Annotated in this window: 15 protein-coding genes, 6 tRNA genes and 2 pseudogenes; 15 read left to right on the top strand and 8 right to left on the bottom strand. The window is 35.9% G+C overall.

Annotated features, from left to right (window positions below):
* Positions 1 to 7: 7 nt before the first annotated feature.
* The 11 genes and pseudogenes from BM018_RS04710 to pyk all read left to right on the top strand — a co-directional run bounded on the left by BM018_RS04710 (position 8) and on the right by pyk (position 12,213).
* Positions 8 to 694 carry an ABC transporter ATP-binding protein gene (locus BM018_RS04710; RefSeq protein ID WP_092319130.1) on the top strand — a complete coding sequence of 229 codons (687 nt, stop codon included), beginning with the start codon at positions 8 to 10 and terminating at the stop codon, positions 692 to 694.
* A gap of 241 nt (positions 695 to 935) precedes the next feature.
* Positions 936 to 1,223, top strand: a pseudogene (locus BM018_RS08295) (NADH-ubiquinone oxidoreductase-F iron-sulfur binding region domain-containing protein); the annotation flags it as partial.
* 213 nt (positions 1,224 to 1,436) lie between these two features.
* Positions 1,437 to 1,496: pseudogene (locus BM018_RS08290) on the top strand (hypothetical protein); the annotation flags it as partial.
* 38 nt (positions 1,497 to 1,534) lie between these two features.
* Positions 1,535 to 2,962 (top strand): [FeFe] hydrogenase, group A, encoded by a 1,428-nt coding sequence (locus tag BM018_RS04695; protein WP_200778568.1) that lies wholly within the window; start codon positions 1,535 to 1,537, stop codon positions 2,960 to 2,962.
* A gap of 138 nt (positions 2,963 to 3,100) precedes the next feature.
* Positions 3,101 to 3,226 (top strand): iron hydrogenase small subunit, encoded by a 126-nt coding sequence (locus BM018_RS08285; protein WP_407640965.1) that lies wholly within the window; start codon positions 3,101 to 3,103, stop codon positions 3,224 to 3,226.
* 63 nt (positions 3,227 to 3,289) lie between these two features.
* The gene (gene dnaX / locus BM018_RS04690; RefSeq protein ID WP_092319126.1) at positions 3,290 to 4,606 is read left to right on the top strand and encodes a DNA polymerase III subunit gamma/tau; all 1,317 of its coding nucleotides are present in this window, start codon (positions 3,290 to 3,292) and stop codon (positions 4,604 to 4,606) included.
* A 17-nt stretch (positions 4,607 to 4,623) separates the two neighbouring features.
* The gene (locus BM018_RS04685; protein ID WP_159428180.1) at positions 4,624 to 4,929 is read left to right on the top strand and encodes a YbaB/EbfC family nucleoid-associated protein; all 306 of its coding nucleotides are present in this window, start codon (positions 4,624 to 4,626) and stop codon (positions 4,927 to 4,929) included.
* Between the two features lie 3 nt (positions 4,930 to 4,932).
* Positions 4,933 to 5,532: a recombination mediator RecR gene (recR, locus tag BM018_RS04680; protein ID WP_092319122.1), complete on the top strand. Its 600-nt coding sequence runs from the start codon at positions 4,933 to 4,935 to the stop codon at positions 5,530 to 5,532.
* A gap of 35 nt (positions 5,533 to 5,567) precedes the next feature.
* Positions 5,568 to 9,101 (top strand): pyruvate:ferredoxin (flavodoxin) oxidoreductase, encoded by a 3,534-nt coding sequence (nifJ, locus tag BM018_RS04675; protein WP_092319120.1) that lies wholly within the window; start codon positions 5,568 to 5,570, stop codon positions 9,099 to 9,101.
* A 105-nt stretch (positions 9,102 to 9,206) separates the two neighbouring features.
* On the top strand, positions 9,207 to 10,787 hold the full coding sequence (locus BM018_RS04670) for a hypothetical protein (protein ID WP_143280417.1): 1,581 nt from the start codon (positions 9,207 to 9,209) through the stop codon (positions 10,785 to 10,787).
* Positions 10,788 to 10,800: 13 nt separating this feature from the next.
* On the top strand, positions 10,801 to 12,213 hold the full coding sequence (pyk, locus tag BM018_RS04665; RefSeq protein WP_092319116.1) for a pyruvate kinase: 1,413 nt from the start codon (positions 10,801 to 10,803) through the stop codon (positions 12,211 to 12,213).
* Positions 12,214 to 12,268: 55 nt separating this feature from the next.
* Here the strand turns inward: pyk and BM018_RS04660 are convergent, their stop codons facing one another.
* Positions 12,269 to 13,393, bottom strand: a complete 1,125-nt coding sequence (locus BM018_RS04660; protein WP_092319114.1) for a hypothetical protein — start codon at positions 13,391 to 13,393, stop codon at positions 12,269 to 12,271.
* Between the two features lie 157 nt (positions 13,394 to 13,550).
* Between BM018_RS04660 and BM018_RS04655 the strand changes: the two genes are divergently transcribed.
* From BM018_RS04655 to BM018_RS04645, 3 genes are all read left to right on the top strand, one after another.
* On the top strand, positions 13,551 to 14,276 hold the full coding sequence (locus BM018_RS04655; protein WP_092319112.1) for a hypothetical protein: 726 nt from the start codon (positions 13,551 to 13,553) through the stop codon (positions 14,274 to 14,276).
* Positions 14,277 to 14,387: 111 nt separating this feature from the next.
* Positions 14,388 to 15,800 (top strand): aminopeptidase, encoded by a 1,413-nt coding sequence (locus tag BM018_RS04650; RefSeq protein ID WP_092319110.1) that lies wholly within the window; start codon positions 14,388 to 14,390, stop codon positions 15,798 to 15,800.
* A gap of 2 nt (positions 15,801 to 15,802) precedes the next feature.
* Entirely contained in the window at positions 15,803 to 16,765 is a 963-nt protein-coding gene (locus BM018_RS04645; protein ID WP_092319108.1) for a radical SAM protein, read from the top strand.
* On the opposite strand, the gene pth2 is transcribed toward BM018_RS04645, so the two are convergent.
* The 7 genes from pth2 to BM018_RS04610 form a co-directional block, all read right to left on the bottom strand.
* Positions 16,757 to 17,122: an aminoacyl-tRNA hydrolase gene (pth2, locus tag BM018_RS04640; RefSeq protein ID WP_092319105.1), complete on the bottom strand. Its 366-nt coding sequence runs from the start codon at positions 17,120 to 17,122 to the stop codon at positions 16,757 to 16,759. The two genes, BM018_RS04645 and pth2, sit on opposite strands and share 9 nt — an antisense overlap.
* 53 nt (positions 17,123 to 17,175) lie before the next feature.
* A tRNA-Gly gene (locus BM018_RS04635) sits at positions 17,176 to 17,247 on the bottom strand.
* Between the two features lie 31 nt (positions 17,248 to 17,278).
* A tRNA-Leu gene (locus BM018_RS04630) sits at positions 17,279 to 17,360 on the bottom strand.
* Positions 17,361 to 17,408: 48 nt separating this feature from the next.
* Positions 17,409 to 17,482: transfer RNA gene (locus BM018_RS04625), tRNA-Arg, on the bottom strand.
* A 9-nt stretch (positions 17,483 to 17,491) separates the two neighbouring features.
* Positions 17,492 to 17,565 (bottom strand) — tRNA-His (locus tag BM018_RS04620).
* An 11-nt stretch (positions 17,566 to 17,576) separates the two neighbouring features.
* Positions 17,577 to 17,650: transfer RNA gene (locus BM018_RS04615), tRNA-Arg, on the bottom strand.
* Positions 17,651 to 17,658: 8 nt separating this feature from the next.
* Positions 17,659 to 17,733 (bottom strand) — tRNA-Pro (locus BM018_RS04610).
* A 174-nt stretch (positions 17,734 to 17,907) separates the two neighbouring features.
* On the opposite strand from BM018_RS04610, the gene BM018_RS07815 reads away from it, so the two are divergent.
* Positions 17,908 to 18,066: a hypothetical protein gene (locus BM018_RS07815; RefSeq protein WP_159428163.1), complete on the top strand. Its 159-nt coding sequence runs from the start codon at positions 17,908 to 17,910 to the stop codon at positions 18,064 to 18,066.
* Positions 18,067 to 18,176 lie beyond the last annotated feature (110 nt).

Here is an 18,176-nt window from a genome sequence, read left to right as displayed (position 1 = left end):
GGGACTGATGATACAACTATTTGAGGCACGTAATTGTTCTGTTTTTTACGACAGCACACTGATCATGAAGGATTTGAATTTTTCGATTTCTTCTGGAGAAAAAATTGCTTTAATAGGCCACAGTGGCTGTGGTAAGAGCACGTTGCTGCGTCTTATGGCAGGGATCGAGTGCAATGCGCGCATAGAGGGTCAGTGGTATTCCGATTTGCCGGAAATTTCTGCTTACATTGATCAAAATAATTCTCTTCTGCCTTGGAAAACTGTCCAGGAAAATGTTGCTTTGCCGATGATTTTGCAAGGCATGGATAAAGATATTATTAATCTTAAAGTAATGCAGGTGCTGGAAGAATTCGGATTGGAAAATTATTGGCATTTTTTTCCTGATGAATTATCCGGAGGCATGAAACAAAAAACAATTTTATGCAGGGCTTTGGTTACTGATTCAACAATTCTTTTTGCTGATGAACCGTTTGCTTCTGTGGATATGCTTTCACGGCAGGCACTAGTAGATATTTTGAAAGAAAAGTTTATCCGAAAAACTATTATTTTTATTACTCATGATATTCAGGAAGCCTTGAGGATCGGTGATAGAGTCTTAATATTTGCTGGTCGGCCGACTCGCCAAGTATATAATGCTCTATCTCGAGAGCCGCTTCTAAAGCAAAGAATTTCTGCTTTCTTATCAAAAAATTAGTTTGTCATTAAATTTAATTTCTTTCTTTATATAGAATTAATGTGTCTAAATCTGGAATGGTATATTTGCTTGTAAAAATTTTGAAAATAGACTATAATTTCCATATTATGTCAAATAGAGTATGTCATAATCAATAAATAAGAGGAAAAATAGCTGTAACGGTTCGTAGTACTAGTGTTCCTTATGATGTCCGGTTGCCTGAGCCGGGGACAACAATAGATATTTTAAAAAAAAATATGCAGAAATTTGTTCTCTTGAGTTTTGCGGGAAGTGTGTGCCTTGTGGTTATGGTACTAAAGAATGGAATCTGCTTTTGCATAAGTTTGTAGAAGGTTAGGCTACACATCATGATATCGAGCGTCTAGAAGAAATTAATCATTTGATGTTGACATCCAGTTTGTGCCGTTTGGGTTTGGTTTCACCTTATTTGGTGCAGTCTGTATTAAAATATTTTAAAGAAGATATTCATGCAATGATTAATAAAAAGATTCTGTACATCTATTTATGGAGTTGCCTAAGTTTGAAATAAACACTAATCCATGTGATGTATGTGCTCATGAAGAAACTGTACGGTGTGTGCTTGTTTGTTCAGTAAAGGCGATATCAGGTGGACAAGGGCGTACATATAATTAATCAGGAAAAATGCTACCGCTGCGATGCATGTGTGGCTGTTTTCCCACAGAGAGCGATAGTATTTAGTTGAGGAAAATGCTATGGCAGAAGAAATAAAAGATAAAGAAGAATTAATAATATCACTATTAATGGACGCCAAATTCAGACACAAAAAGGAGTTCCTGTTATTGCAGCGGCTGATGCAGCTGGTATAGAAATTCCGCGTTTATGTTTTATCATGCAGATTTTTATCGAGCCGGGACTTCGGGGGTTGGATCCAGGGGCCTTTGCATCGTCAAAAATGATGCAACTGGAAAAGTATTTCGTTCGTGTCTTATGAAAACTGCTCCTGGAATGGATATTTCTACGGAAGACAAAGAATGCAAAAAAGCCCGTAAAACAGCTCTTCAATTGATTTTAGCAAACCATCCTTTAGAATGTCTTGCTTGCATCCGAAATACACGGTGCGAACTTCAAGCACTTGTGGCAAAAGTGAATATTAGGGAAATTCCATATATTTCAAAGCCTATGAATGTTGAACATGATAGCAGTAGTATTTCTATTCATATTAATCCCAATAAATGTATAAAATGTGGGTATTGTGTGGTGGCTTGTAAGGTATTGCAACAAATTGAGGCGTTAGAAGTTGGTGATATGGAACATACGACTCAGATCCGTGCTATTGGAGGACTAACTTTAGAAGAAACTCCATGTGTTAAGTGTGGATGTACAGCACATTGTCCGGTAGCAGGTACTTATGAAAAAGATCATATCCATGGAGTTTGGGAAACACTAGATGATCCTGAAATCCATACAGTTGTACAAATTGCGCCGGCAGTTAGGGTAGCTTTTGGAGAAGAATTTGGGCTGAAAGCAGGTACTTTGGTAACCGGCAAAATTTATGCGGTGCTACGGTGTTTGGGATTCGATAAAATTTTTGATACCAATTTTGGTGCTGATATTACCATTATGGAAGAAGTGCCAGAATTTACCCATCGATTTGTGAATGAACCCCAAAAACTTCCTGTTATTACCAGTTGTTGCCCGTCTTGGGTGGACTACTGTGAAAAATATTATTCCAATACTATAGAAAATTTATCTTCGTCTAAATCTTCGCATCAGATGTTTGGGGCAATGGTCAAATCTTACTATGCAGAACGTGAAAATATTGATCCGGCTAAGGTTCATGTTGTTTCTGTGATGCCTTGTACATCTAAGAAATATGAAATTGGGTGTCACAAAGATATGTTTGTCAATGGGTATGTTGATGTTGATATTGTGATTACTACTAGAGAATTAGCACGTATGGTTCGTGAATTAGGTATTGATTTTCTCAATCTTCCTGAGGAAGAAGCAGATCAATTAATGGGTGAATATTCAGGGACTGGACCCATTTTTGGTGTAACAGGAGGGGTTCTGGAATCTGCATTACGGACAGCATATTATTATATTTTTAATGAAGATTTGCCTGATTCAGCTGTTGAATTTCAAGAAGCACGAGGACTTGTAAAGAATAAGGTAGTCACTATCAACATAAAAGATCGAGAAGTACGTGTTGCAGTTGTACACGGCATTCAGAATGTTAAGGCCATACTCAATGAAGTTGAGGATGCAAAAGCCAAAGGTGAACCACTTCTTTATGATTTAATAAAATAATGGCGTGTTACGGAGGATGTATTGGTGGCGGTGGGCAACCTTATGTTGCGGATTCCGAAATTGCACGTCAAAAGCATATTGCTGATCTTTATAGTGGATGATAAAAATTCCAAAAGGCGACGTTCTCATACCAATCCTATGATCCAGCAAATGTGCAGAGAATGTATTGATAAACCACTTGGTGAATGGGCTCATCATTTATTACATACACATTTTGTGCAAAAGCCGGTAATACGCTCTCTAGAAGAGTTGTTAAATAAATAAAAGAAAAGATTGAATTTTTCAAATAAATAATCGATAATATATTGAAATTTAAATGGGTGTATTATGTCCGGTTACCAAGTGACAGCCCGTAAATGGCGTCCTCAAGATTTTAGTCAAGTTATTGGTCAAGAACATGTTGTCACAGCGTTATCGAATGCCGTGCTGAGCAGCAGGTTATCTCATGCATATTTGTTTTCAGGGCCTAGAGGGGTAGGTAAGACAAGTACTGCACGTATTTTAGCAAAAGTATTGAATTGTGTAGAGAGTCCCAAAGTTTGTGGGCAATGTCCAGCATGTATTGAAATTGCTTCTGGCCAATCATTGGATGTACGAGAGATAGACGGAGCATCAAATAGAGGTATTGAACAAATTCGTGAAATCAGAGATAATGCTGTTTATACTCCTCTATCGCTTAAATATAAAATTTTTATTATTGATGAAGTTCATATGCTTACAAAGGAAGCTTCTAATGCCTTGCTTAAAGTGTTGGAAGAACCTCCTATGCATGTTATTTTTATGCTTGCAACTACAGAATCAAGTAAAATTTTACCAACTATCCGTTCTCGCTGCCAACATTATATCTTAAAAAAGATACCTCTTGAAGTCGTAGTTGAAAGGCTTTCTCAGATTTCTATTGCTGAAGGCTATGAATTTCAATTATCTGCCTTAGAAGAAATTGCACGTGCTGGTGATGGATCTATGCGTGATTCTCAAACAATTTTTGATCAAGTAGCTCTTTATTCTCAAGGTAATCTTACTCTTGAAGCTGTCAGAGAAATTTTAGGAATTCCTGACATATTATATTTTCTGCAAATCATAAAAGCAGTTTTAGGGGCAGATATTGTTGCAATACTAGAGCAATTAAACACTTACTTAGCAGAAGTTGGTGGTGGAATATCGTTTGCAGAGAATTTAGTAAAGTTTTTGCGCAATGCATTGTTGGTAAAGAAAGTACCGATAGGATCAGCTTTATTAGATTTTAGTCCAGAGATGTGTGTAGTACTTCAGGAAACATTTGCTGAGTGTTCCGAAAAAAATATACTGACATTGTTAGATCTTGCGTTAGAGTTATACGATACTCTAAGAAAAGAATCGGGAGAACGTTTTTGGATAGAAAGCACATTATTAAAAATGGTGGACTTTAGAAATAGAATTTCATTAAGTGAATTAAGACAGGAAATATTTCGTATTTTAAATCACAAGCCTATACCGGTTAAAGAATCATTAAGCAATACAATGGCTGTTAATACAAATTTATCAACACGTATGCAGGAGGATATTAAACCTCAGCCTGTTAAAGAGAATAAGCCTGATAGTATGTCAACTTCCGATCCGAACAGTGCAGAAAATATTATCCGTCAATTGTTTGATATTTCATAAAAATAAGGAGAATGATCATGGGACCTTTTGATAATATAAAAGATATGATGAAAATGCGCGAACAAATGAATTCTTATAAGAAAGAATTAGAAGCAATGCGCATAAGAGCATCTTCTAAAAAAGATTATGTGAAAATTACAATAGATGGCGAGCGGTCAATTAAGCATTTAGAATTCTCTGATGAAGCAATGAAGCTCAATAAAGACGATTTAGCGAAGTATGTTAAAGATGCTATGAAAGCAGCTATAAAAGAATTAGAAGGAATTCAGAAAAAGAATTTTAAAAATTCTCCATTAGCATCTCTGCTTCAGCCTGGGAAATAATTTATGCTTCCGTTGCCTATTCTTAAGTTGGCAAAACTATTAGGAAAAATGCCTCATATTGGCCCTAAAAGTGCCGAAAAATTAGCAGTATGGTTTGTAACAGATGGTAGAGGTCTTGCTCCTGAATTAGGTAGCATTTTAACAAATTTACAAAATTCTATTGATATTTGTGATTTTTGTGGCTATTTTATAGAATCGGGTAATACTTATTGTGAGTTTTGCTCGGATCCTACTCGTGATGCTTTGAGTATTTGTATTGTTGAAGCGCAATTGGATATTCTGGATATTGAGGCTTCAGGAGCTTATAAGGGGAAGTATTTTATTTTAGGTGGTGTTATTTCACCGTTAGAAGGAAAAACAATTTCTGATCTACCGTTTGATAAACTAAAAAATATAGTCCGAGAGCAAGAGATTAAAGAAATTATTATTGCACTTGGTACCACAACAGAAGCTGACGTGACAGCAATGTATATCAAAGAGTTATTAGTTGATCAGAATATAAAAGTAACAAGTTTAGCTAGGGGACTTTCTGTTGGTACTAGCATACGCTTTGCAGGGAAAAGAAGTTTAGCTGAGGCTTTTAAAGGACGGGAAAATTTTTAATTTTGTGATTAAAACTATAGTTATAGGAGGCGCTTATGCCCAGTAAAATGATGACAATGGACGGAAATATGGCTGCTGCCTATGTAGCCTATGCTTTCAGCGAAATAGCTGCTATTTATCCGATCAGTCCGTCGACACCTATGGCAGAATTATGTGATACATGGTCTGCAATGGGGAATCAAAATATTTTTGGGGATACTGTTCGTGTGATAGAAATGGAATCCGAAGCCGGTGCTGCTGGTGCTGTACATGGCTCTTTACAAGCCGGGGCGTTAACATCGACTTTTACTGCATCTCAAGGTCTCTTACTGATGATTCCAAATATGTATAAAATGGCGGGGGAATTGTTGCCTGCTGTGTTTCATGTTGCTGCACGAACTGTAGCTACTCATGCTTTATCTATTTATGGTGATCATAGTGATGTTATGGCATGCCGTCAAACAGGTTTTGCATTGTTAGCATCGAATAATGTGCAAGAAGCCCATGATCATGCTTTAGTTGCACATCTTGTTACTATCAAGTCACGAGTACCTTTTGTCCATTTTTTTGAAGGATATAGGATTTCCCATGAAATTCAAAAGATTAAAGTTTTAGAAAATGAAGATTTTAAAAAACTATATGATTTCAAAGCACTAGAGGAATTCCGTGGTCGTGCGCTGAGTCCGAATCATCCTGTAACCCGAGGATCAGCTCAAACTCCGGATATTTTCTTTCAGGCCAGAGAAGCTAGTAATTCTTATTATGATAATTTACCGGCACTTGTTGAAGAAGTTATGGAGCAAGTTTCAGCAGTTACAGGGCGTAAATTGTCTACCGTAGAATATTATGGTGCAGAAGATGCAGAGAAAATTATTGTTGCAATGGGATCTGTGGTGGACACTATTAAATCAACTATTGATTATTTAAGCAAACAAGGGCAGAAAGTAGGGGTTGTTGGTGTGCACCTTTATAGACCATTTCCAACTGCTGCATTTCTTAATGCCATTCCGAAAACTGTGAAAAAAATTGCTGTGCTTGATCGTACTAAAGAAAATGGTTCAATTGGTGAACCTTTATACTTGGATGTACGTTCTGCTTTATATGATCAGGCAAATGCTCCTTTGATCGTTGGAGGACGTTATGGGTTGTCATCAAAAGATACAACGCCGCAGCAAATTGTCGCTGTTTACGAAAATCTTGATCAAACGGAACCTAAAAATCGTTTTACTATCGGGATCGTAGATGATGTTACTTTCTTATCATTGCCGATTATAGAAGAAATAGATATTGTTCCTGATGGTATTATAGAGTGTAAATTTTACGGTATAGGATCTGATGGTACAGTCAGTGCTAATAAGAGTTCTATTAGTATTATTGGAGATAATACAGATCTTAATGTACAGGCCTATTTTGATTATGATTCTAAAAAAAGCGGTGGCTATACGGTTTCGCATCTTCGTTTTGGAAAAAATCCTATTAGGATGCCTTATCTTGTGGAGACACCGCATTTTGTGGGATGCTCCCTACCTTCTTATGTCTACAAATATGACATGCTTAAAGGGCTTCGAGATGGCGGTATTTTTTTATTGAACACATCTTGGACTCCGGAAGAAATTGATGAAAAAATGCCCAATCATCTTAAAAAGTATATTGCTGAACATAATATTAATTTTTACATTATTGATGCAACTCGAGTAGCTCGTGAAGTAGGACTGGGGCGGCGTTCTAATACTATATTACAAGCTGCCTTTTTTAAATTATCGGAAGTTATCCCTTATGCAGAAGCAGTTGAATATATGAAAGCCAGTGTCAAAAAAGCTTACGGACGTAAAGGTGATGATATTGTCAAATTGAATTATGATGCTATTGATAGAGGTGTCAGTGATCTTATTAAAATTGAACCCAAGCCTGAGTGGAAAGATCTCGATGGTAGTTTTGATATGTTGGTGAATGAAAATGCTCCTGATTTTGTTAAAATTATTGCTTCAGCAGTCAACAGCTTGAATGGAGATTCTTTACCAGTAAGTGCTTTCAGTGATTATGCGGACGGTACGATGGTTGCTGGTACTACCAAATATGAAAAACGTTATGTTTCCGATATTGTTCCTGAATGGATAGAAGATAACTGTATTCAATGTAATCAGTGTGCTTTTGTATGTCCTCATGCTGTTATTCGCCCATTTTTAATTAATGCTGAAGAAAAACAAACAATGCCTGCGATGCAAACTTTAGCAGCTGTTGGTGCGACTGATTTAGATTATCGTATTTCTGTTTCGGTGGCGGATTGTACGGGTTGTTCAGCTTGTGTTGAAGTTTGTCCTGGAAAAGGAGGAGTCAAAGCCCTGCAAATGAAGGAAATTGCGACTCAGGAAAAAGAACAAATTAATTATGATTGGCTCTTTAAGCATGTCAAGCCGAAAAATCCTTTTGGTAAAAATAATGCCAAAGCGGTACAGTTTGAAACACCTCTATTTGAATTTCATTCTGCGTGTCCTGGATGTGGTGAAACACCATATTTAAAATTGGTGACGCAATTATTTGGTGATCGCATGATGATAGCAAATACAACAGGATGTACGTCAATTTATGGAGCTTCGATGCCTTCATCTCCATACACTGCTAACGACGAAGGTCATGGACCTTCATGGGCAAATTCTTTGTTTGAAGATAATGCTGAATTTGGTTTGGGAATGCATGTAGCACGTGGTAAAATCCGTGCTCGAGCGGTAGCACTTGTTGAAAATGCTATATCAGAAGATTTGGTTTCACCGAGAGCAAAAGCAGTATTTCAAGAATGGCTTGATTTTAGAGATGATGATCAAAAAACACGTGAAGTTACGGCAAAATTACAAGAGTGTTTAAAATCAGAAAATTCTGAGATTGCGAAAGAAATTGAAAAACTTGAAGACTTTCTAGTCAAACCTTCGATGTGGATTTTTGGTGGCGATGGATGGGCTTATGATATTGGTTTTCAGGGGGTGGATCATGTTTTATCCCTGCATGAAAATGTTAATATGTTAGTAGTTGATACAGAAGTTTATTCAAATACTGGTGGTCAGGCATCAAAATCAACACCTTTAGGAGCTCAGGCACAATTTGCTCGTTCTGGTAAAGATGGTCGTAAGAAAAATTTAGGTCTTATGATGGCAACTTATGGGCATGTTTATGTGGCTCAGATTGCTATGGGTGCTAATAAAGCTCATACACTTAAAGTTTTGCAGGAGGCAGAGGCATATCCTGGTCCTTCATTAGTGATTGCATATTCACCTTGTATAGCGCATGGTATTAAAGGAGGCTTAAAAGATGCGCAAGCGGAGGAAAAATTGGCTGTAGATTCAGGATACTGGCATTTGTGGCGTTATAATCCTTTATTAGAATTAGAAGGTAAAAATCCCTTTCAATTGGATTCCAAAGAGCCAAATTTTGAATTATTTAAGCAATTTATAGGGCATGAAATTCGTTTTAGTGCACTTGGAAGAGAATTTCCGCAACGTGCAAAAGAATTGTTTGATGAAGCCGAATCTCAAGCTAAACATCTCTATCGACATTACAAGCGATTAGCAGAAATGAATTTTTCTGATACAATTTAGTTTAATCCCTCCATTATTTATTGGAGGGATTAAATTTTAAAAAAAAGTAGATTGTTTTTAAATTTCCAGCTATAATATCCTATCATTTTTAGGAGAATGATGTCTATGCGTAAAAAATTGTTATTGGTTGTTGTATTTTTAATTTTAGTACTCTTAGGTGTTCAATTTATCACACAATCTTATATTGTTTCTTGGGAACGTCAATTTCATTTTTCTAGAAAAGCCTTAAAAAAAGCTAATATAATAGCTCAAAATATTAAAACAAGTACCTCAGATATCTACCAATTTACTAATGCAGCATATTTGGGAGAAATATTTGCAAATCAAAGAATTATAGTACCGGATATTATATCTAATAAAATTCAAAGGATTCGATTAACTGATTCTTCAGGCAAAATAATCCTATCTACTGATGGAATATCTGATGCTGGAAATATAATGACTCCGCATATATTAGAATTAGCACGCTCTATCAAAACAAACTTTATATTTTTTCTCCCTAATAGGGATGTATTGGTAGCTTTGGGGTTCTATGAAAATCCTTATACGTTGAATTCTGTGGATAAGGGATATATAATGTTTGAGTTTCCTGCAACAATTATGTTTCATGGTTTGGATATTTCCCGTTATTTTGTAAAGAGGAAAAAAATGGATTCCTGGTTAATAATTACTGATAATAGCCGGGTTTCTTACGAACAAGTGATGGCTGTAGATCCTAATAATTCGACGGGACCTGTTACTGGATTTAAACTTAATATGCCGTTTTTGGGGAGTATTGTTTATTTTGTTGGAAATGATTTTTATATTCCCCCTGTTTTATCTACACTTTTTATTTTTTTATTGGTATTTTTATTATGGAAGCTTTTTTATGAGAAAAAATCATTAAATAATGATAGTTCTCAGGATAGTGATATTTCACAGCTAATTAAAGATATTAATAACGGAAATACATATCCACAGGAGGTTGCTTTTCAGATGATTGATAATGGAACAAAATTTGGAAATGTTCATTTTGATGAATCAGAATTTGAAAAAAGTGAAAAAAATGACATTTTATATCATGATGTCGAGAATGAATTTACCATTCCTAACGAAATAGCAGAAAATGATTCTTTAGACATAAGCATCCCTGAACCTTCTGAATCAGTGGATGTTTTAGAGGAATATCTGGCATCGGAATCCCAATTCTTAAAACAAGAAAATACTGATTTACCTGATTTCAAAGATGATTCAGAAACAGTTTTTAATATTTCTGATTTTACAATGCCTGTGGATACAGAAAATCAAAACAATCTGTTAACACCAATACAAAGATTTAGCAATCATTTGCAGAAAGTGGGTAAAGAATTTGATATTTCTCATCAAGCATTAGCATCATTAAGTGATGGCTTATGTATATTTCAGAATGCAGTAGATTTTGGCAAAGAATTTATCATTGCGCAGACAGATCCTGTTTTTCAAGATTTTCTATCTCAAGGAAAAGCACTGATAATATCAGGAGCTCTTGAAAATTCAGAATATATTCATAGTTTGTTTTCGGACAGTATTTTAGGTGATATTTCCGAAATTTTTATTATTCCTATTTTGGATAGTCAAAGCCAAGTTGAAGGAATTGCTGTTTTAGCTCGTGAAAAAAATCTACCACCACTGACATTAGAACAGAAATTACGTTTATTTAAAATATAAAAAAGAGGTTGCAATGAAAAAGACAAAAATTGTATGCACTATGGGGCCAGCTGTTGATGATATTAATATTTTATCCGGCTTGCTAAAAGCAGGAATGAACGTTGCTCGTATGAATTTTTCTCATGGGAGTCATGATGAGCACAAAAAACGTATAGAATTAGTACGTCAGGCATCTAAAGAAACAGGTATTCCTGTGGCTGTTCTGTTGGATACTAAAGGGCCGGAAATTCGCACAAGAAATCTGAAAGATGGTAAGGAAGTAACATTAGTTGCTGGGCAAGAATTCGTTATTACGACAGATGATATTGTTGGCGATAATACTAAAGTATCGGTTACCTATGAAAATTTTGTTCAAGATTTGAAGTTAGGTGATATTATTTTGATTGATGACGGATTAATCGAGATGGTAGTAGAAAAAATTAAAGGCAATAATGTAATTTCACGAGTCTTGAATAATGGTATCTTAGGTGAAAGAAAGGGTGTTAATCTTCCTAATGTGGCAGTAAATTTGCCCGCTCTTGCCGAAAACGATATTGAAGATTTGGAATTTGGATGCCGTATGGGAGTTGATTTTGTAGCTGCTTCTTTCATCCGTAAGATGTCTGATGTCAAGGAAGTAAAAGATATACTAGAGAAAAATGGCGGTACCAACATAAAAATAATTTCTAAAATTGAAAATCAAGAAGGATTAGATAATTTTGAAGAAATTTTAGAAATTTCTGATGGAATTATGGTTGCTCGTGGCGATCTGGGTGTTGAAATTCCAATTGAAAAAATACCTTTAGCTCAAAAGGAGATGATTGCATTGTGCAATCAGGTGGGTAAACCTGTAATTACAGCAACTCAAATGTTAGAATCAATGATAAGAAACCCTAGACCTACACGGGCTGAAATTACTGATATCGCTAATGCTATTTTTGATGGTACAGATGCAGTAATGTTATCAGGAGAAACTGCAAAAGGAGCATTTCCTGTTGAAGCAGTTAAAGTGATGCAAAATATAGCTCGAGAAGTGGATCCCCTAATCGAGCCTATCCATGCTAATTTTGAAGAACAAGTTAATATTGCAGAAGCAATTGCGCGTGGTACAGTAGAAGTTGCGCTTGCTTGTAGTGCTAAAGTTATTGTTTTAGGCACACATACAGGGAGAGCTGCTGCTGCTGTCCGGCAATATTTCCCTCAAATTCCTGTACTCGCTATAGCTGATAACGAATTAGTGGCCAGACAGCTGCTTTTGTTGAGAGGAGTATATTCAGAAGTTGCTAATCCTTATCTTTCCGATCATGAAGATTTTGCTGATTTTGCTCTTCAAAAAGCTCAAGAAATTTTTAAATTAAGTAAAGGTGATCGTGTAGTCTTGTCTTATGGAAGGAAAATTTATACGTCTGGTACTACTAATAGTATTAGAGTTTTAACCATAGAGTAAAAAATAAAAGCACTTTTTAAGATTAAAAAGTGCTTTTATTTTTTATATTTGTATTTTATGCATCACCAAAAATACTGATATAAAATCCTATATCTCCTGGTTTTGAAACGCTGGAAGTATACGCAGGACTATTTGGTAGAGTATAAAACACACCTAATTTATATGTGAGATCGAAGAATTTAAAGTCTACGTAAGTACCAAAACGATGGCTTAAATGATCTAAAGCTCCGATACTAATAGATTGTTGATATAATCCGTAGATAAAGCTATAGTCAACACCAAATCCGATTCTTTTTATTCGTCCACCTAAAGATAAATAGATATTCAGGTCTGGAGTTCCGTTATATCCTACGAAAGGATTGGTACTTGTATCAGATTCGGAATCTAGAGACATAATACTAAATGTCTGTTCAAAACCTTTTATAAGAAGATGTTCACTAAATCGGAAGTAAATATCGTCAAAAGAAAATTTTTCTCCATAATGAGCTGGAATATAGAATGCAAAATAAAAATTTGCAGGACTCAAAGCTGTCATAATACTTGTTCCAAAACGAAATCCTATTTTTCCACTGCTTGCTGTACCAATACCAATAGAAGGTGCAGCAACTCCTAAATAAAGATCGATATAGAATTTTTCAAAACGAAATTTAATAAGTGAATCTGTATTAAAGTAGGTAACACCTTGAAAATTGTCTGAATAGACGATTAACTGAGGCTCATAGCGACCTTCTTGTGTTGGAAATGCCATGGCCATCCCAGCACCACGAATGGTTCGGTATCCATAATATGCTGTTCCAGGTGTCTGGAAGTATTGAAATCCTCGAGGGATAACTTTATCTTGTCCTAGATATTGATAACGGCCGTAAAAAACATGAAATTCAAAGGCAGAAGCAGGCCTGATAGATAATTTTAAATTATCTAACTGAATAATGTCAGAAATGGACCCTTGAAAGTTTTGAATATCATTACCTGCTACACCAAGACCGAAAACAATCCCGCTTTTATCTCCGACGACGATATCTGTCTGTACATTATAGGATACGCTAGGTTGCATTTTGTCATTCATTTGCATGTGAAAGTTTAGGTAGGGAAACTGAATTTGTGTTTCTTGAGCAGCTGTCTTTATATGAAAAAGAAAAATAGCCATAGATACACAAGATACATGAATTAATTTTTTCATGCGTTTGACCTCTCTTAAAATAGATTATTTTAATATAAAATTTTATTTTTTGCAAATATTTAAGAAGTATAAGAGCCACTTCCGAAAATAGAAATAATATATATGTATCGACTCTCTTGTCTAATACTTGATATTTTTATATTCTCATGAGGCATGAATGAAACTAATCATAGGGGTCTATGACCGATTACTTTCTCATCAACTTGCAGTTACGCTTGCCGGAAGAAAAATTACTTCTATCGAAGCTGAAGCAGCAGAAGAAATTCCGGCATTGTTGTCGAGACATGAGCATGCGATACTCATCTGTGAAGAAACCAATCCTCAATTTTACGAGCAGCTCAAAAAACGTGTGCCTCATACAGATATTTTTCTTCTTTATCATCCAACTTTATCCACCGAAGATCTACAAAATCTTAAAAATTTCGGAATTAAAGGACTGATTCCTTATTCCGAGAATGTAGAAAGTATTGTAGAGACTATTATTAAATATCTCAGCCTCTTGGCTCATTCGATCCGGCAGTCCGAAAAAAGTATTCTTTCTTCACGGGATAAAGATCGAAAAAATGTTGGCATCCATCTTCCTAAAATCAATGTATGGAGTTACGGCCATTTGTTAGGTTTCAACAGTTCTAAAGTGGTTCTTAATATAGAAGACCATCAAATACAGCATGCTTTGCACGTTGAGCGGCAGACTGATAATCTTTTGCTCTACCTCAAAGGTCTTAATGTCCGTATGTATGCGGATCTTATTTATAATAAGAAAAATATGTTTGTATTTCGCTATCGAAATATGGCTCAGGAAGATGCGTACCGTTTAGCATATTATATCCATTACTGTCGTCGGGAGCAGGAAAAACATAACTTCAAAACTCTCGAAGTATAACTTTTGAAAGTTGCTTTTATTTTCTTTTTTTGTTATACTTTTGTAGGTTTTTTATTAGAGCTAAAAAATATTCAAAAGTCATAGAAATAATAATATTTTCAGGAGTTATTTATGCCGCCGTCAAAAAATAGGTCACCATATGGGTATGAACCGAAAAATATTTGGGAAGAGTCCTCAAAAGAACAAGTTGCTGAAATTTTTGCTGCTGCTGAATTATATAAATCATTTTCCAATGAAGTTCGCACGGAACGTCAAGCTGTGTCTTGGGTGCAGAATTATGCTCAGAATAACGGTTTTAAAGCATTGGAAACTTTTTCCGAGTTAAAGCCAGGAGATAAAGTATTTTTTTCTTATGAAAATAAAAATATGTTTTTAGCAATTATTGGTAGTGAGCCTATCAAAAATGGTGTTAATATTATAGGGGCCCATCTGGATGCCCCTCGTTTAGATCTCAAAGTCCGACCTTTAATAGAAGAATTCGGTATTGCGATGCTCAAAACTCACTATTATGGGGGCATAAAAAAGTATCAATGGCTCAACATTCCATTAGCAATTCATGGGACTGTAATTCGTGGTGATGGCACATCAATTGAGATTAGCATAGGTGATGAAGAAAATGATCCTGTTTTTGTTATATCTGATTTATTACCTCATTTGTCACGCAAAATACAAGGTGAAAAAAAATTATTAGATGGTATAGAAGCCGAGAATTTGAATTTATTTGTTGGTTCGATGCCGATTCAAAATGAGGAGTTTACAGAAAAAGTAAAAGCATGGATTTTGCAAGAGCTTTATCAACAGTTTGGTATTGTTGAGGAAGATTTAATTTCTGCAGAACTGGAAGTAGTTCCTGCCTTTCGTACTAGAGATTTGGGATTGGATAGAAGCATGATAGCAGGCTATGCTCATGATGATAGAGTATGTTCTTTTGCTGCCATTGAGGCGTTAACACAAATTCAAGATATTCCGTCCCGGACTAGTATTGTTTATCTCACAGATAAAGAAGAAATCGGATCGGTTGGTATTACAGGGACGGCATCTCCGGCATTGCCATTATTTATAGGAGAAATTTTCCTTAAACAACAAATTCATTATTCTGATCTGGATTTGCGCCGGGCTTTTAAAGATTCTTGTTGTTTATCTGCAGATGTTGGCGCACTTTTGAATCCTATGTATGCTACTGTTCACGATAAATATAATGCATCTTTTCTCAATTGCGGTATCATTATTAAAAAATATACGGGTTCTGGTGGAAAATATGCTGGTTCTGATGCTTCTGCAGAATTAGTGGCTAAGATCAGAAAGATTTTTAATGATAATGGTGTTTTATGGCAGGCATCCTCAATGGGCAAGGTCGACGAAGGCGGCGGTGGAACAATAGCGCATTTGATAGCGCGTTTTGGTATTCCGGTTATTGACTGCGGTATAGGAGTTATCGGAATGCATTCTCCATATGAAATTATCAGTAAAGCGGATCTGTTTCATATGATCAAAGGATACCGCTCATTTTTTGAAAATGCTTGATTATGTATAAGCATATTTATGGCCCGATACCTTCACGACGTTTAGGAATTTCGTTGGGAGTAGATCCTATTCCGCACAAAACTTGCCCTTTGAATTGTATTTATTGCGAATGTGGGGCTACTAACAATTTTACTACAGAGCGTAAGGAATATATTTCTATTGAATCTATTCTTTCCGAAATTGACGATTTCCTTGAGTGTAATATTCCTCCCGATTTTATTACTTTTTCGGGATCTGGTGAACCTACACTTCATGCCCGGCTTGGTGAAATGCTTTCTTTTCTGAAAAAAAAATATCCTCATATCAAATTGGCAGTTTTGACGAATTCCATTATGCTGCATGATAAAGCATTGCATAATGAATTATTAGATGCGGATCTTATTGCACCATCGCTTGATGCAGTCAGTGAAGATATTTTTAGAAAAATTGATGCACCAGCTAGTAATCTTGATATAAGCAAGGTAAGTGAAAACCTGAAAGAATTTGCAGAAAAATTTTTATCATATCCTAATAAACAATTATGGATTGAAATTTTTGTTGTTGAAGGACTAAATGATACAGATCATGAAATTGCTTGTTTTATTGATGTATTGAAAAATATTCCATATTCTATCGTGCAGCTCAATCGTTTAGATAGAGCCGGTACGATGTCTACATTGCAGCCAGCTAGTATGGAAAGTTTATTGCACATGAAACAATGTTTTATTGATGCTGGTTTAAGTAATATAGAGATTATTGGTAAGTGTAAAAACCGGAATGATATTCTAAATTATCAAAAAAGCATAGAAACAGTTGTTTTAGAAAGCTTGGCAAGACGCTCCTTATCTTTAGATGATTTACAAGCAATGACAGGTATGTCTGCTGAAAAAATAGGAGGATACTTAGATATTCTACAACGCGAAAATAAAATAATAGTAAAAATTATTAATGGGAAAATTGTATATACAAGGTTAAACTTAAAATAAAGGTAAAGTATTAGTAATTTGGTCTATTTGATTATTTGGTCCGGGGCCAATTGCTATAGCAGTATACGTTGGTTCTCCGAATTCAGTTTTACCGGTATCTAGTATTAATGCTTTAGGAAGTGTTGTTTTTTTTATTTTTTCCCATAATTCTAGTAATTCTGTTTCTGTTTTCACGCAAACAACAATTTTTTTTTGTCCTTGCTGTATCCATTGCTTAATCATGTTTTCTGTATTCGAATGAGAAAGCCCATCAAATACAGCTGTAACAGAAGCATGAGCTCCTTGAGCGATTAATTTACCTTTACGGATGCCGTTAATAGAAGGAAATTGGGTACGCATGATAATTACTTGTTTCATTATTTATCCTAAAAACCTGCAAAAACTGCCTTGAGATAAGGACGGTTTTTCTGAGCGGGAGAAGGGATTTGAACCCTCGGCCCTCGCCATGGCAAGGCGATGCTCTACCACTGAGCTACTCCCGCAATATGTAATTCATGTTTTATGTCAGTACCGTGCGAAAGGTGGGAATCGAACCCACACGCCTTAAGGCACTAGATCCTAAATCTAGCGTGTCTACCAATTTCACCACTCTCGCATGTATGTGTTTTTATTATAACACATAATTTTTTTTTGTCAAATACTGCACGCCCGGCAGGATTCGAACCTGCGACCTACGGATTCGAAGTCCGGCGCTCTATCCAGCTGAGCTACGGGCGCAAATTTATGGGTGGATAATGGGATTCGAACCCACGGCCCCCGGAACCACAATCCGGTGCTCTAACCAACTGAGCTACATCCACCATATGTAATTCGTGCCTGATAGGAATCGAACCTATGACCAGCGGCTTAGAAGGCCGATGCTCTATCCAGCTGAGCTACAGGCACATTCCATTTCGGGGTAGTAAGATTCGAACTTACGGCCCCCTGCTCCCAAAGCAGGTGCGCTAACCGAACTGCGCTATACCCCGTTGAGTACGATTATTCTACTGTATTTTTTAAATTTTGTCAATATTTTTCTTTGGTATTTTTTCCTTATTGTTTAATGTCTTAAAAAACAACGTACAATAATCTAGGACTACTGCACGTTGTTCTCTAGAAGTTTGCCCCAAATAACCTGAGATAGTGCCAATTTGCCAGCGCGCTTGCCTGGGATAGAAAAACCTGCAGAGCCGCACGCTGCAACATCTTGGCTATATGGCAAAATTATCGCACCGCCCAGAAACGTACGAGCCTCTGCAGGCTGCTATACTAATAATAGGGGTACGGAAATGCTGTCTACTAAAAATCCAGAAACCGGATAAGCATCTTGTCAGCTAAGATGTTGCATGATTATTATAAATCAAAATTAAAAAGGAGTCAATTTTTTCTTAAACTACTCATTCTTAAATATAAAAACATCTTGCTTTTCTAG

Source organism: Brevinema andersonii (assembly GCF_900112165.1).
GTDB classification, from domain to species: Bacteria; Spirochaetota; Brevinematia; order Brevinematales; family Brevinemataceae; genus Brevinema; species Brevinema andersonii.
The sequence above is the reverse complement of the archived record's forward strand: the minus strand, read 5'-3'. Positions and strand labels throughout refer to the sequence as shown.